The sequence below is a fragment of the Streptomyces sp. DSM 110735 genome (assembly GCF_016482685.1).
Classification (GTDB): domain Bacteria; phylum Actinomycetota; class Actinomycetes; order Streptomycetales; family Streptomycetaceae; genus Streptomyces.
On the sequence record NZ_JACYHF010000013.1, the window covers coordinates 70,235 to 84,142 of the forward strand.

Below are 13,908 nucleotides of genomic sequence, written 5' to 3' on the forward strand. Positions count from 1 at the left end.
CACTTGGGGCGATTACCGGCGCCGTCGCGCCGGGCACGAGGCGAGGGAAGCGAGGACAGAGGATGCCCGAGGCGTACGTCTCCACGCGGCACAGCGACCGGGAGGCGGAGGTGACGGCGGGCGCGGACCGGCCGGTTCCAGCCCCTGGCGGGTCAGCCGCCCGCACGGGCACCGCCACCGGACCGCTGCCCGCCACGCGACCCGAGCCCGGACCGCCGCCCGCCACCGGTCCCGCGCCCGGACCGCTGCCCGGCAGTGATCTTCGCGTCCTCGACAACCCCGCCCTCGCCGCCCTGACCGGACCGCACGCCCACTTCGCCGAGCGGCGCGGCCGGATCCTGCGCTACCCGGCGGACGTCACCCCGTGGCTCGCGCTGCCCGACGAGCCCGACGCGCGGGACTGGGCCGACGCCGCCGCCCTGAGCGGACCCGGCGCCGAGGTGCCGCTGCTCGGCTTCCGAGGAGACGTGCCGGAGGGCTGGGAGGTCACCTTCCGGATCGAGGGCGTCCAGTTGGTGGACGACGGACTCGTCACCGCGCCCGAACCCGAGGCGATACGGCTCGGTCCGGCCGACGTGCCCGAGATGCTGGACCTCGTCGAGCGCACCCGCCCGGGACCCTTCCTGCCCCGCACCGTCGAACTCGGGACCTACCTGGGCATCCGCCGCGACGGCAGGCTGATCGCCATGGCGGGGGAGCGGCTGCACCCGCCGGGCTGGACCGAGATCAGCGCCGTCTGCACCGACCCCGCCCACCGGGGCGAGGGACTGGCCACCCGGCTGATCCTCGCCGTCGCGCACGGCATCCGCGAACGCGGCGAGACGCCCTTCCTGCACACCGGCGCCACGAACACGACCGCCATCCGGCTCTACGAGTCCCTGGGCTTCCGGCTCCGCCTGCGCACCTCGTTCGGCGCCGCCCGCGCGCCCGAGCACCTGGCGATCCCGGCGGTCTAGCGGTACCAGTTGGTTCGGCGGTCCGGGGCGTGGTCCACAGCCGCTCCACGCCCCGCGCCGGGGTCCGCCCTCAGCCGGTCCCGGTCCCCGACGGACCGGCGTTGTACCGCTCCAGATAGGCGGCGAAGCGGACCAGGTCCTCCTCCGGCCAGTCCGCGAGCCGTTCCCGGAAGGCGGCCCGGCGGCTGCTGGTGACCTCGGCCAGGATCTCCCGGCCCGCGTCGGTCAGACGCAGCACCTGCACCCGGTGGTCCTCGGGATCGTGCCGCCGCTCGATCAGCCCGTCCCGCTCCAGCGCCGCCACCTGGCGGCTCACCGTCGACTTGTCCAGCGCGTAGTGCGCCGCCAGGTCGGTCGCCCGGCAGTCGTCGCGCTCCTCCAGATGCCCGAGCAGGGTGTACGACACGAGCGAGAGCTGGGGGTGCATCCGGCCCGCCGAAGCCCGGGCGCGACGGGCGAACGCCGTCATCTCGCGATGGATCGTCTCCACCGCAGTCTCCGCCGCCGTCATGGGCGTCCACCTCCGCCGAATGCCTTCCACGCCATCTCGTTGTATAGTACAACTTGAATCGAAGGTTGTATAAGCCAACTGTCGGAGGTCCTGCCCGATGAAGTCCCCGGTGATGTCACCGGCCCTGCGCCATGTGCTCACGCATCTGCTCACCCCGCTGCTGATGTGCATAGGCATGGGGCTGGCCTACATGGGTGCGTTCGTCACCCCGGAGCCGCACCACATGCCGGTCGCCGTGGTCGGGACGGGTCCGCGCACCGCTGTGTTCGCTCAGACGGTCAAGGACACCGCGGGGGACAAGCTCGACGTGCGCACGGTTCCCGACCGTGCCGCCGCCGTCTCCCTGCTGAAGTCCCGGCATGTCACCGGCGCCTATGTGCCCAGCGCACATACTCCCGAGCTGCTGGTGGCGAGCGCCGCCTCCGACATGGGTGCCACCGCTGTGGAAAAGGTCTTCACGCCGGTCGCCGCCCACGAGGGTGCCCCGCTGAAGGTCACCGACGTGGCCCCGCCCGTTAAGGACGACCCCACAGGACAGGGTCTGTTCTTCCTGCTGATCGCGGTCAGCATCGGCTCCTACGCCTCGGTCGCCGCGATCGGCGCCGCCGGTGCCGCGCTGCCGATGCGTATCCGCGCGCTGCTCGCGGTCGGGGTGTCCGCCGTGGTCGCCGGGATCGGCGCCCTGCTCGCCGGACCGGTCTTCCACCTCGCCCACCACGCGCTCGGCGCGGTGTGGGGCATGGCGTGGCTCTACTCGGCGGGCATCCTGCTCATCGGCGTCGGTCTGCACACCTTCCTCAAGCGCTGGACCACGCTGACCATGATGGTGCTGTTCGTGATGCTGAACTTCACCAGCTCCGGCGGTCTCTTCCGGCCCGAGCTGCAGAACGGCTTCTTCGGCTCCCTGCACGCCTTCTGGAACGGCGCCGGGTTCGTCGAGGGCGTCCGCTCGCTGCTCTACTTCGGCGACGACGGCATCGGCAGGAACGTGTGGACCCTCGCGGCGTGGCTCGCCGTCGGCCTCGTCGTCACCGGCATCGCCGCCGCCTGGGAACGCTCCCGCGTCGCCCTGACCCCGGCCGCCGAGCCCCGCACCGCCTCCGCCGCCGAGAAGACCGACCGGGAGGCAGCGCGGGTGGCAGAGCAGGACGCCGAGGAAGAGACCGAGGAGACGGTGGCCGTCTGAGCCACCCCCACCCCCACCCCCACCCCGCCCCGAGCACCCCAACTCCCGGGAGCACCCCAACTCCCGTCTCCCGCACCCCCCTTACGGCAGCTCCGCCGCCCGGGCGATCAGCACCGCCACGTCGTCGTGGTTCTCGGCGTCGTACAGCCGGTCCAGGAGGAGGTCGCAGATCTCCTCCAGCGGCCGGGGCCGGGTGTCGAGCACGGAAAGCAGCAGGTCGAGCCGCTCGTCCAGGGAGTGGGAGCGGGTCTCCACCAGACCGTCGGTGTAGAGGACCAGCTCGTCCCCGGGCTCGAAGGGCACCGTGACGGCGGAGAAGCTCACGTCACCGACCCCGAGCGGCACCCCCGTGGGCAGACTGAGCAGTTCCGGCGGTCGCCCGGGCCGTACCCGCACCGGCGGCAGATGACCGGCGGAGGCGATCCGGCACTGGCGCAGCTTCGGGTCGTAGACGGCGTACACACACGTGGCGATGGAGTCGTCCAGCGCCGAGGTGGCCTTGTCGAGGCGCTCCAGCAGAGCCGCCGGGTCCAGGTCCAGCGAGGCGAGTGTGATCGTGGCGGTGCGCAGCAGACCCATGGTGGCTGCGGCGTTGATGCCGCTGCCCATGACGTCCCCGACGACCAGCGCGGTCTTGCCGCCCGCCACCGGGATGACGTCGAACCAGTCGCCGCCGACCTCCCCGGCCGCGCCCGCGGGCTGGTAGCGCGAGGCCACCTCCAGACCGGTCGTCTCCGGCGGGCTGCTCGGCAGCAGGCTGCGCTGGAGGGCGAGCGCGGTGTTGCGGGCGTTCTGGTACCAGCGGGCGTTGTCGATCTGCACGGCGGCGCGCGCCGCCAGCTCCCGGGCGAGCAGCACGTCGTCCTCGTCGAACGGCACCGGATTGCTGGTGCGCTTCAGGTCCAGGGCGCCCAGCACCTCGCCCCGGGCGATCAGCGGCACCGCGAGATAGGAGTGCAGCCCCGCCCGCTTCAGCATCTCCGCCGCTTCCGCCGAACGGGCGATGCGCGGCAGATCCTCCTCGGTCACGGCCCGCACCAGGACCACCTCCCCGGTGCGGACGCACTCGGTGACCAGACGGTCCGGCGCGTACCGGGCGATCCCGCCGGGCGTATCGGCGGCCCGCACCGCGTCGCCGCCGTCCTCCGGGCGCACCGCGAGGGCGCGGATCACGGCCGTCTGGGTGGGGGTCAGCGTGCTGCGCCGCCCGTCGAGCACCGCGTCCAGCAGGTCGACGGCGGCCACATCCGCCAGCACCGGCACCGCCACCTCCGCCAGCTCGCACGCCGTGCGCTCCAGCTCCAGCGTCGTACCGACCCGGGAGGTCGCGTCCGCGATCACCGCGAGCCTGCGCCGCGCCGCCTCCACCTGCACGAACGCACGATGCTGCTCGGTGATGTCGTCCAGGGAGAGGGCGACGCCGAGCACGTTGCCGCTGGAGTCCTCCAGGCGGTACAGCGACAGGGCCCAGGTGTGATCCGCGTCCGGATCGGCGGGGGTACGGCCGACGACGCTGCGGTCGATCACCGGCTCGCCCGTACCGAGCACCCCGCGCGCCGTCTCCTCCACGGTCTCGGCGTCAAGGAGCGGCAGCACCTCGCGCGGCGTACGTCCCTTGTGGCGCCCGGCGGAAAGACCGCTGAGCCGTTCCATCGCCGGGTTGACCGACACGAACCGCAGCCCCGTGTCCAGCACGGCGAGCCCGATCGGCGACTGGTGCACCATCCGCTCGGAGAGCGCCACGTCCTGTTCCAGGCGCCGTACGGTCGACTGATCGGCGGCCAGCCCGAGCGCGTACACCTCGCCCCGGTCGTTGAGCAGCCGCATGTTCCGGAACTCCACCAGGCGCGTGCTGCCGTCCTTGTGGCGGACCGGGAAACCGCCCGCCCAGCTCTGCCCGGTGCTCATCACGGTGGCGAACAGCTCTTTGACCAGCTCCAGGTGGCGCTCGTGCACCATCAGGCGCGCCGCGTACTGGCCCAGCGCCTCGCGCGCCGTGTAGCCGAACAGCTCCTCCGCCTGCGGGCTCCACAGCACGATCCGCCCGGTGGGGTCGAGGACCACCGATGCCACGCCGAGCACGTCGAGGAGCCCGCCGGGGCGCTCCGGACCCCGTTCGGGCTCGCCGCCGTCCCGCGCGCCGGTCCCGGCCGTACTCATCCCACGCACCGCCTCCGCCCGTCCGCCCGGCACGCCGTCACCGGGGCCGGCTCCCGTCGCTCCACCGTGCACATCGACTCTCCGCCGCCGTGGCCGTCTGACTCCACCATCCCTCAACACGCGGCCGCGCGAACGTCGGCGCCGCCGCGTGCGGGGACACGCGGGACCGCGATCGTCTCCCGTGGCGACGGATGTCACACCCCGTTGTGCACACCACGTTCCCGGATTGGTATGTACATGCCCGTGCGGCCGGGCCAGACTGTCCGCCGACCGAATGTCCCACCCCCCTTTTTTTCAAGGAGTAGGCCCATGCCCGCGCCTGCCCGGCTGCGCTGTCAAGCGTTAGTCACCGGCCTCGTCACCCTGGCCACCGCCGCCGTCATGTCCCTCGGCGCCACCCCCGCCTCGGCGGCGGACACCTGGACCGAGACCGGCTCCGACCGCGCCGACCCGCTGACCGAGAGCCAGGGTCTGACCTCCGTCGAGGTCCCCGCGAACAGCCCCAACCGCTACACCGGCATCGGCACCATCCCGCTGGGTCTGTCCACCCGGGGCTGGAACCACGTCGGCGACCCGGACGCCTCGTACAACGGCTACTACATCGAGCCCTACCAGCGGGACTCCGGCAACTCCAAGATGTACCGGGTCCAGGCACCCGGCGGCGCCTGGTCGGAGTACGTCCACACGCTGGCTCCCGGCGAGGCGATCAACAACTCCTGGGACGCCATCTCGCCCGACGGCCAGTGGATGCTCTCGGGGGAGTGGGGCACGATGAACCGCCTCCTGGTCTTCCCCACCCCCGGCATCAACGCCTCCACCTCGCCCTCGGCGGACCTGCCGCTCGCCTCCACGGTCCAGTTGGACCACCCGGTGCGCGACGTGCAGGGCTGCGACTTCTCCGGCCCGACCACGCTGCTGTGCTCCTCCGACGACCCGGAGGGTTCGCTGTTCGGCATGACCAAGCCGCTGCTCCAGATCGACCTCTCGGCGCAGCCCGGCGGCAACGGCAACGTCTCCGGGCACGTCACGGCGCTGCGCCAGTTGCCCCTGCGCAGCTCCTGCTCCGGGAACTTCGAGGCGGAGGGCATCGACTACGACCGCCGCACCGGCACCCTGCGGGTGATCGTGGTGTCGCCCGGGTTCTGCGTGCTGACGGACAGCAAGACGTACAAGTTCACGCGCGGCTGACAGCCGTACGGGGCGCCACGGCCTCCTCTTGACGAGGTCGGCCGTGGCGCCCCCTTTTTTTGTCGCTCCGCTCCTCGTGCGTGGCGAGCGTCCCTCGGGGTACCCGTCCGGGCGGCACGGCCAGGGAAAGGAGCGGTCATGAGCAATCCGGAGCCGTCGCACCCGGAAAGCGTCTCGGTGGAGATCAGCGGATGCTCCAAGGAGGACGCCCGAGTGGTCTTCGACGTACTGAGCGCCTGCTTCGCCTCCGACCGGGACACGGACGAGGTCCCGCAGCAACTCCACGAGACCCGTCCGATGGTGTGGCTCGGCACCTATGTCGTCACCGAGGCCCGCGAGGGCTGTGAGCCCGCCCGGCTCGAGTCGTCCGTCCTCGCGGACGTACAGGGCGGCTACTGGGCGGTGGACCGGTTCCGCCACACCCTCGACGACATCTTCACCGTCGAGGAGACCGGCACCGCCTCCGGCGACCAGGAACGCGAACTCCACTTGCGCCTGGAAAGCCGCTGACGCGGACCGAGGTCCCCCGTACGCCCCGGCCGGTTCACGTACCGGCCGGGGCGAACTGCGCCTCGCCGTTCCCGAACGACCAGTCCACCGGCTCGTTCTCGGTCACGGTGATCAGCACGTTGCGCGGCTCGGTGCCCGCGTACGCCTGTGCCAGCTCGGCGATCCGCCCGTAGAGGGCGCGCTTCTGGTCGGGGGTACGCCCCGAGCGCATCGTGATCGCCACGAAGACGATCCCCTCGTCCCGGTGGACGCCCAGGAAGTCGTCGTAGCGCAGGGTGCCGTGCGAGCCGTCGTGCCCGGTGAGCACCTGGAAGCGGTCGTCGGGCGGCACGCCGAGCGTCTCGACCAGCGCCTCCTGCACGGCGCGCCCGAGCGCGTCCAGGCGACCGGGGTCGACGCCGATCGTGTCGATACGGACGAAGGGCATGGGAGTTCCTTCCGTTGCTGCCGCGATCTTCTTGCTCCGTGAGTGTACATACTGGTAGTTACAGAAACGAGCCGCTCTTTGTGCAACTAGTTGCACAAACCCGGGAGCTTGCTCTACAACAAAGGTCGACCGCATTTCGCACGGAGGGCCCGATGAGCCGTTACCCGCACCTGATGTCCCCGCTCGACCTGGGATTCACCACACTCCCCAACCGCGTGCTCATGGGCTCCATGCACGTGGGTCTGGAGGAGGCCGAGCGCGGGTTCGAGCGGATGGCGGCGTTCTACGCCGCCCGGGCACGCGGGGGAGTGGGTCTCATCGTCACCGGCGGCATCGCCCCCAACGACGAGGGGCGCCCCTACGAGGGCGGCGCCAAGCTCACCACCGAGGCGGAAGCCGAGCGGCACCGCGTCGTCACCGACGCCGTCCACCACGAGGGCGGCCGGATCGCGATGCAGATCCTGCACTTCGGCCGCTACGCCTACCACCGCGACCTGGTCGCTCCCAGCCCCCTCCAGGCGCCGATCAGCCCCTTCGTACCGCGCGAACTCACCGACGCGGACGTGGAGCGGACCATCGACGACTACGTCCGCGCCGCCCGCCTCGCCCGGCACGCCGGATACGACGGCGTCGAGATCATGGGCTCCGAGGGCTACCTCATCAACGAGTTCATCGCGTCGGGCACCAACCACCGCACCGACCGCTGGGGCGGCTCGTACGAGAACCGGATGCGGTTCCCCGTGGAGATCGTCCGCCGCGTCCGCGAGGCCGTGGGCGAGGACTTCGTCATCGTCTACCGGCTCTCCATGCTGGACCTGGTCCCCGGCGGCTCCTCGCTGCCCGAGGTCGTCACCCTCGCCAAGGCCGTCGAGGCGGCCGGAGCCACGATCATCAACACCGGCATCGGCTGGCACGAGGCGCGCATCCCCACCATCGCCACCTCCGTGCCGCGCGGCGCCTACACCTGGGTCACCAAGAAGCTCATGGGCGAGGTGTCCGTCCCGCTGGTGACCACCAACCGCATCAACACCCCCGATCTCGCCGAGCAGTTGCTCGCGGACGGCGTCGCCGACATGGTCTCCGTGGCGCGCCCGATGCTGGCCGACCCCGACTTCGTCGCCAAGGCAGCCGCGGGCACCCCGGAGGCCATCAACACCTGCATCGGCTGCAACCAGGCGTGCCTGGACCACACCTTCAGCGGCAAGATCACATCCTGCCTGGTCAACCCGCGCGCCTGCCACGAGACCGAACTCGTGCTCTCCCCGACCAGGCTGCGCAAGCGCGTCGCCGTCGTCGGCGCCGGTCCGGCCGGCCTCGCCTGCGCCGTCACCGCCGCCGAACGCGGCCACGCCGTCACCCTGTTCGACGCCGCGAGCGAGATCGGCGGCCAGCTCAACGTCGCCCGCAAGGTCCCCGGCAAGCAGGAGTTCGACGAGACGCTCCGCTACTTCCGCCACCAGCTCGACGCCCACGCGGTCGACGTACGCCTGAACACCCGCGCCAGCGCCGACGACCTCGGGGAGTACGACGAGGTCGTGGTCGCCACCGGCGTCACCCCGCGCACCCCCGACATCCCCGGCGCCGACCACCCGACCGTCCTCGGCTACCTCGACGTGCTCCGCGACGGCGCCCCCGTCGGCGACCGCGTGGCCGTGCTCGGCGCGGGCGGCATCGGCTTCGACGTCGCCGAGTTCCTCACCGACGGCGGCCACAAGGCGAGCGAGGACCCCGCGACGTACTTCCGGCACTGGGGCGTCGACACCGACTACACCGCACCCGGCGGGCTCACCGCCCCGACCCGCCCCGCGCCCCCGCGCACCGTCCACCTCCTCCAGCGCAAGACCAGCAAGGTCGGCGCCGGACTCGGCAAGACCACCGGCTGGATCCACCGCACCGAGCTGAAACACCGGGGCGTCACCATGGTCCCCGGCGTGCGCTACGACCGCATCGACGACGCCGGACTCCACATCACCGTCGACGGCGAGAGCACGGTCCTGGAGGTCGACACCGTGGTGCTGTGCACCGGGCAGGAACCCCGCCGCGACCTCTACGACACACTGATCGCCGCCGGACACCACGCCCACCTCATCGGCGGCGCCGACGTCGCGGCCGAACTCGACGCCAAGCGCGCCATCAAGCAGGGCACCGAGCTGGCGGCGAGCCTGTAGCGACCGTCTCCCTAGGATGAGCCCCATGTCACTCCCGCACGCCATCCTCACCGCCCTGCTGGAGAAGCCGTCGTCCGGTCTCGAACTGACCCGCCGCTTCGACAAGTCGATCGGCTACTTCTGGTCCGCGACGCATCAGCAGATCTACCGTGAGCTGGGGAAACTGGAGGCCGAGGGGTTCATCCGCGAGCTGCCCGCCGCGCAGCCGGCCCGGGGCCAGAAGAAGAGCTACGAGGTCCTGCCCGCGGGCCGCGCGGAACTCGCCCGCTGGACCGCCGCCGCCCAGGACCCGAGGCCCCTGCGGGACACCCTGCTGCTGCGGCTCCGGGCGGCGGCGGTCGTCGGCACGGCGGGTCTCGAAACCGACCTGCACCGCCATCTGGAGCTGCACCGACGGCAGTTGGCGGAGTACGAGGAGATCGAACGGCGCGATTTCCCGCCGGACCGGGACACCCCCGAGGACCGGCTCCGGCATCTGGTGCTGCGCGCGGGGATCGACCTGGAGACTTTCTGGACGGGGTGGCTCGCGGGGGCGCTGGAGGAGGTGGCCGCGCTGTCTGGAGGGGCTTCGGCGGACGCGGCGGACGCGGTGGACACGGCGGACACGGCGGCTTCGGCGGACTGAGGGCGCCGTGTCCGGGCCAGTCCCGGGCCGCTTCCGAGTCGCTCGCGCTCAGTATCGCCGACGCGCCTTCGGGCGGCGCAGGAACCAGGCCGTCGCGATGACCGCCGAGCCCACGAGACCCGAGCCGATGCCGAGGGTGACCGGGCCGTAGTCGCTCACGGCGCCGCCGAGTCCGCCCGCCACTCCACGGGAGGGCGTGACCGCCGTGCGGGAGGGGGTTGCCGTACCGCGAGAGGGAGTTGGCGTGATGCGGGAGGACGCCGCCGCGCTGCGGGAGGGGGTGGCCGTACCGCGCGAAGGTGAAGGCGCCGCCGCGCTGCGGGAGGGTGTCGCGGTGGGCCGGGAGGTCGAGGAGGTCGTCGGCGCGGAGGCTGTCCCCACCGTGATGGACCTGGTGCCCGCGCTGACGCCGTTGGCGCAGATCACCATCACCGTGTACGTCCCCGGGCCCACCCCCGACCAGGCCGCGGACTGGCTGCCCGCCGTACCCGACAGCGCCGACCGCACCCCCTGCTCGAAGCTCGACTGACCTCCGACGAGCAGCGAGGCGTTGCCCCAACTCCCGTTGGTCTGGGCGGAACACGCGCTGGTGACCACCGAGACTATGGACCCGTTGGCGCTCACCGAGATACCGGAGACGGCGGCGGACGGACCGGCACACAGGACCGGCAGCGCGGCGGCGCCCGCCAGGGACAGACCGGTGCGGAACAGGGGTCGCGGATTGCGCATGACTGGCCTCCGGCGGCGGGTTCGGCGGTACGTCCCGTGCGCCGCCGAGATCGCGAAACGTCCGTGCTGCCTCAACGGCAGCAAACGCGCCCCCGGACCGCGCCGCACCCGTAGCGCGCCCGCACAGGTGACGGACTGGGCCGTCCGGTGCGGGAGTTCCGCGCCCGCGCTCCCTCGTGGAGGTCAGCCCTGCGCGCCGGTCGTCACCGTCCACTCCGCCGACAGTCCGCCCCAGGTGCCGTCCGGCAGCCGCGCCCGCAGCCGTACCCGGTGCTCGGTCCCCGCCTCCCGCCCGGCGTAGAAGCTGTAGCGCGCCCGGCCGCGCGGCGGCTCGCCGCCCCACACGAGCGAGGTGGCCGTCTTCCCGTCCAACTGGATGTCGTACTCGGTGATCACCCCGTCGACGCGCGGCGGGTCCCAGGCCAGGTCGATGTAGTACGCGCCGCCGGACCGGTGTGTCGTGGCGGTGAAGTCCGTCGGCGCGGTGCCCCGGCCGTCGTCGGTGCCCGGGGTGGTCAGCCGGACCGGGGTGCTCGCCGGTGAGAGGTTGCCCGCCGTGTCCCGGGCCCGGACGGTGAACGTGTACCGGGTGCCCGGCCGCAGACCCGTCACCACGGCCGTGGTCCGCTCCCCGTCCACCGTGTGGATCTCGGTGCCGCCCTGGAGGACGGCGTACGACCGCACACCCCGCTCGTCCCGCGCGGCCGACCAGGACAGCCGGACCGCCTTGCTGCCGACCGGTTCCCCTGCCATGTGCCCCGGCCGGGTCGGCGCCGAGTCGTCGGCGGCCACCTCGACCGGCGTCCGCGCCCGGACCCGGCGGCTCGGCGGGCCCACCCGGCCGTCGGCGTCCCGCGCCCGCACGGTGAAGACATACATGGTCGACGGCTTGAGTCTGGGGACATCCACCATGTGCTGCGAGCCCGGCACTTCCGCGACTTTCGTGGTGCCGCGATACACCTCGTAGGTGTGCGCACCGGTCCGCTCCGCGAAGGCGTTCCACATGACGTGCACGCTGGTGGCGCTCCCCGCCATGGCCGTGACGCCCGTCGGAGCACCCGGTGCCCGGCCGTCGTCGCCGTCACCGCCGTCCGCTCCGCCGCAGGACGCGACCAGCAGCAGCGCCGTACAGACCACCAGTAAGCGGAGCGGAACACAGCGCACGGTGCTGCCTCCCGGGGGACGGCGTCACGGCAAAGGTCCGGACCAATATGCCGGGCGGGACCGGTCACGGCAAGGGGGCGCGGTGGTGAGTTATGTGGGGGAGTTACGTATGCTGAGAGCACCCTGTGGCTGAACTCCACCGGAAACGGCAGGAGTTCAGTGGGACGCGGACACGCTGTCGTCGCCTGAGCCGCGCCGTCGCGGGTGGCCGGGGCGAGCCGCCGCAGGCTCGGACCCCGGCCCCCGCCGGTTTCTCGTCGAGTGTCAGGACGCTGCTCCATCCGGCCCCAACCGGGTGGACGAGCACGTTGCCGCGCACCCCGATTGTGCAAGGTGGGCCGGAAATGTCCCCCACGAAAGGGTCCACAGAGTGCGTGTCCGGACGCTGACGCTGGCCGCCACAGGCGTTGCCCTTCTCGCCCCGACCGTGTGTCCCGCCGCCGCATCCGTGCCGTACCCGAAGCGCGTCGTGTTCCACGAAGTGGTCGGGGTGAGCGCTGCCCAACTGCGGCGCGCGGTCGGCGGATGCGACCAGATCTCGCGCGGCCGGTACCGCGAGGACGCCGGAGCCCCGGCCCGGGTCCGGATCTGCGGCACCCGCGAGGCGGTCCACTGGAAGGCGGACCTGGACGTCGACTGCGACGGCCGCCCCACCGTCCACTGCAACCACCGCACCGACCCCGCATTCGCCGCGACCACCGCCTTCCGGCAGTCCGACGGCCGGATGCTGAACGCCGAGAAGCTGCCCTACATCGTCCTCCCGCCCGCGGGACCCCGCTGGAACTTCCGCGCCCACGGCATCCGGGGCGGCTCGGTCGCCGCCGTGCTGTACCGGAACCGGGTCGCGTACGCCGTCGTCGGCGACACCGGCCCCCGCGACGTCATCGGTGAGGCGTCCTACGCGACGGCGCGTGCGCTCGGCTTCGACCCCAACCCCCGCTACGGGGGCGTGCCTTCGGGTGTCACGTACATCGTGTTCAAGGGCGCGCGGGCCAGGCCGATCGAGGACCACGCGGAGGCGGTGGCGCTGGGAGAACGGTTGGCTCGGCGCCTTGTGCGGCACGCGGGCTGAGGGGGCGGGGGCGGTCCGGCTCGGCTTTCTGGCCGGCGCGAGGGGCGCCGTACTCTGCGTACAGCCTGTGCAGCCCGTGTGCGGGACCGCTCACACCTTCCGGTAGTCGTACGCCTCCTCGGCCGCCGCCGCCACCGCGTCCAGATCGGCGCCCGTCCCCGCCGTCACCACCGCGGCCACCGCGCCCTCCAGGAACGGGGCGTCCACCAGGCGGGTGTTCGCGGGGAGTTCGTCGCCCTCCGCGAGCAGTGCCTTCACGGTGAGGACCGCGCTGCCGAGGTCGGTGAGGACGGCGACCCCGGCTCCCTGGTCCACGGCGGCGGCAGCGGCGCCGATCAGCTCGGCGCTCGTCCCGAGCCCGCCGCCCTCGGTGCCGCCCGCCGCCGCGACGGGCACCGACTCGGCTCCGCCCGCGAGCCCCTTCGCCAGCTCCGCCACCGACTCCGCGACACCGGCACTGTGCGACACCAGCACGATCCCGACCAGCGCTCCGTCACTCACCGGACACCTCCGCCGTCTCCGCGAGCGCCGCGATCAGCAGGGCGGACGACGTGGCGCCCGGGTCCTGGTGGCCGATGCTGCGCTCGCCCAGATAACTGGCCCGCCCCTTGCGGGCGAGCAGGGGAACGGTGGCCACCGCGCCCTCCTCGGCTGCCGAGCGCGCGGCAGCGAAACCGTCGGCGAGCGCGTCCACGGCCGGGACGAGGGCGTCGAGCATCGTCTTGTCACCGGGCGCCGCGCCGCCGAGCGCCCGCACCCCGTCCACCCCGGCCCTGAGCGCCTCGGCCAACTGCGCCTCGCTCACCTCGGTGTCGTCACCGAGCGCCTTGCCCGCCCGGCGCAGCAGCGTGCCGTAGAGCGGTCCGGAGGCGCCACCGACCGTCGATATCAGCTTGCGCCCGGCCAGCGTCAGCACCGCACCCGGGGTGTCCGGCGCCTCCTCCTTCAGGGCGGTCACCACGGCCGCGAAGCCGCGCTGCATGTTGCTGCCGTGGTCGGCGTCACCGATGGCCGAGTCGAGAGCGGTGAGCCGGTCGGCCTGCTGGTCGATGGACGAGGCGGCCGCCGTGATCCAGCGGCGGAAGAAATCGGCGTCGAGCACTGGGCCTCCTTGAAGGGGCGGGACGGTGTGCCTCCGGCGGTGGCGGGGAACACCGGGCCGCGGGCGGTGGGGACGGTCGGGTCACCGGGCGCGCGGGCGGGCGGGCTGGT

At 72.6% G+C, this 13,908-nt stretch carries 14 protein-coding genes; 7 read left to right on the plus strand and 7 right to left on the minus strand.

Annotated elements, in window-relative coordinates:
• Positions 1-62 precede the first annotated feature (62 nt).
• Positions 63-956, plus strand: coding sequence for a GNAT family N-acetyltransferase (locus tag IF655_RS20420; protein WP_374100309.1), 894 nt, complete (start codon positions 63-65; stop codon positions 954-956).
• Positions 957-1,026: 70 nt separating this feature from the next.
• Here the strand turns inward: IF655_RS20420 and IF655_RS20425 are convergent, their stop codons facing one another.
• Positions 1,027-1,467: a MarR family winged helix-turn-helix transcriptional regulator gene (locus IF655_RS20425; protein WP_199586416.1), complete on the minus strand. Its 441-nt coding sequence runs from the start codon at positions 1,465-1,467 to the stop codon at positions 1,027-1,029.
• Between the two features lie 97 nt (positions 1,468-1,564).
• Here IF655_RS20425 and IF655_RS20430 point away from each other — a divergent pair, with 97 nt between their 5' ends.
• Positions 1,565-2,653, plus strand: coding sequence for a hypothetical protein (locus IF655_RS20430; RefSeq protein ID WP_199586418.1), 1,089 nt, complete (start codon positions 1,565-1,567; stop codon positions 2,651-2,653).
• Positions 2,654-2,734: 81 nt separating this feature from the next.
• Here IF655_RS20430 and IF655_RS20435 read toward each other — a convergent pair whose 3' ends face one another.
• Positions 2,735-4,813, minus strand: coding sequence for a SpoIIE family protein phosphatase (locus IF655_RS20435; RefSeq protein WP_199586420.1), 2,079 nt, complete (start codon positions 4,811-4,813; stop codon positions 2,735-2,737).
• Between the two features lie 309 nt (positions 4,814-5,122).
• On the opposite strand from IF655_RS20435, the gene IF655_RS20440 reads away from it, so the two are divergent.
• Positions 5,123-6,001 carry a hypothetical protein gene (locus IF655_RS20440; RefSeq protein ID WP_199586422.1) on the plus strand — a complete coding sequence of 293 codons (879 nt, stop codon included), beginning with the start codon at positions 5,123-5,125 and terminating at the stop codon, positions 5,999-6,001.
• Between the two features lie 138 nt (positions 6,002-6,139).
• On the plus strand, positions 6,140-6,511 hold the full coding sequence (locus tag IF655_RS20445) for a hypothetical protein (protein ID WP_199586424.1): 372 nt from the start codon (positions 6,140-6,142) through the stop codon (positions 6,509-6,511).
• 34 nt (positions 6,512-6,545) lie between these two features.
• Here IF655_RS20445 and IF655_RS20450 read toward each other — a convergent pair whose 3' ends face one another.
• A complete protein-coding gene (locus tag IF655_RS20450) occupies positions 6,546-6,938 on the minus strand; it encodes a tautomerase family protein (RefSeq protein ID WP_199586426.1) in 393 nt (130 codons plus the stop codon).
• 152 nt (positions 6,939-7,090) lie between these two features.
• Here IF655_RS20450 and IF655_RS20455 point away from each other — a divergent pair, with 152 nt between their 5' ends.
• Together IF655_RS20455 and IF655_RS20460 are read left to right on the plus strand one after the other, a co-directional pair.
• The gene (locus IF655_RS20455; RefSeq protein ID WP_199586428.1) at positions 7,091-9,106 is read left to right on the plus strand and encodes an NADPH-dependent 2,4-dienoyl-CoA reductase; all 2,016 of its coding nucleotides are present in this window, start codon (positions 7,091-7,093) and stop codon (positions 9,104-9,106) included.
• 25 nt (positions 9,107-9,131) lie between these two features.
• A complete protein-coding gene (locus IF655_RS20460) occupies positions 9,132-9,731 on the plus strand; it encodes a PadR family transcriptional regulator (protein ID WP_199586430.1) in 600 nt (199 codons plus the stop codon).
• Between the two features lie 48 nt (positions 9,732-9,779).
• On the opposite strand, the gene IF655_RS31805 is transcribed toward IF655_RS20460, so the two are convergent.
• Together IF655_RS31805 and IF655_RS20470 are read right to left on the minus strand one after the other, a co-directional pair.
• Complete coding sequence (locus tag IF655_RS31805; RefSeq protein WP_199586432.1) at positions 9,780-10,460, minus strand: hypothetical protein; 681 nt, start codon at positions 10,458-10,460, stop codon at positions 9,780-9,782.
• 183 nt (positions 10,461-10,643) lie between these two features.
• Positions 10,644-11,624: a fibronectin type III domain-containing protein gene (locus IF655_RS20470; RefSeq protein WP_199586434.1), complete on the minus strand. Its 981-nt coding sequence runs from the start codon at positions 11,622-11,624 to the stop codon at positions 10,644-10,646.
• 370 nt (positions 11,625-11,994) lie between these two features.
• Between IF655_RS20470 and IF655_RS20475 the strand changes: the two genes are divergently transcribed.
• Positions 11,995-12,696, plus strand: coding sequence for a glycoside hydrolase family 75 protein (locus tag IF655_RS20475; RefSeq protein WP_199586436.1), 702 nt, complete (start codon positions 11,995-11,997; stop codon positions 12,694-12,696).
• 90 nt (positions 12,697-12,786) lie between these two features.
• Here IF655_RS20475 and IF655_RS20480 read toward each other — a convergent pair whose 3' ends face one another.
• Positions 12,787-13,197 (minus strand): PTS-dependent dihydroxyacetone kinase phosphotransferase subunit DhaM, encoded by a 411-nt coding sequence (locus tag IF655_RS20480; protein ID WP_199586438.1) that lies wholly within the window; start codon positions 13,195-13,197, stop codon positions 12,787-12,789.
• Positions 13,190-13,798, minus strand: a complete 609-nt coding sequence (gene dhaL / locus IF655_RS20485) for a dihydroxyacetone kinase subunit DhaL (RefSeq protein ID WP_199586439.1) — start codon at positions 13,796-13,798, stop codon at positions 13,190-13,192. Before dhaL ends, IF655_RS20480 begins: the two co-directional genes overlap by 8 nt.
• Between the last annotated feature and the right edge of the window lie 110 nt (positions 13,799-13,908).

Coding starts and splice junctions, on each gene's coding strand:
- IF655_RS20425 (WP_199586416.1), bottom strand. CDS start 1,467: ATGACGGCGGCGGAGACTGCGGTGGAGACGATCCATCGCGAGATGACG.
- IF655_RS20440 (WP_199586422.1), top strand. CDS start 5,123: ATGCCCGCGCCTGCCCGGCTGCGCTGTCAAGCGTTAGTCACCGGCCTC.
- IF655_RS20430 (WP_199586418.1), top strand. CDS start 1,565: ATGAAGTCCCCGGTGATGTCACCGGCCCTGCGCCATGTGCTCACGCAT.
- IF655_RS20455 (WP_199586428.1), top strand. CDS start 7,091: ATGAGCCGTTACCCGCACCTGATGTCCCCGCTCGACCTGGGATTCACC.
- IF655_RS20435 (WP_199586420.1), bottom strand. CDS start 4,813: ATGAGTACGGCCGGGACCGGCGCGCGGGACGGCGGCGAGCCCGAACGG.
- IF655_RS20420 (WP_374100309.1), top strand. CDS start 63: ATGCCCGAGGCGTACGTCTCCACGCGGCACAGCGACCGGGAGGCGGAG.
- IF655_RS20445 (WP_199586424.1), top strand. CDS start 6,140: ATGAGCAATCCGGAGCCGTCGCACCCGGAAAGCGTCTCGGTGGAGATC.
- IF655_RS20460 (WP_199586430.1), top strand. CDS start 9,132: ATGTCACTCCCGCACGCCATCCTCACCGCCCTGCTGGAGAAGCCGTCG.
- IF655_RS31805 (WP_199586432.1), bottom strand. CDS start 10,460: ATGCGCAATCCGCGACCCCTGTTCCGCACCGGTCTGTCCCTGGCGGGC.
- IF655_RS20450 (WP_199586426.1), bottom strand. CDS start 6,938: ATGCCCTTCGTCCGTATCGACACGATCGGCGTCGACCCCGGTCGCCTG.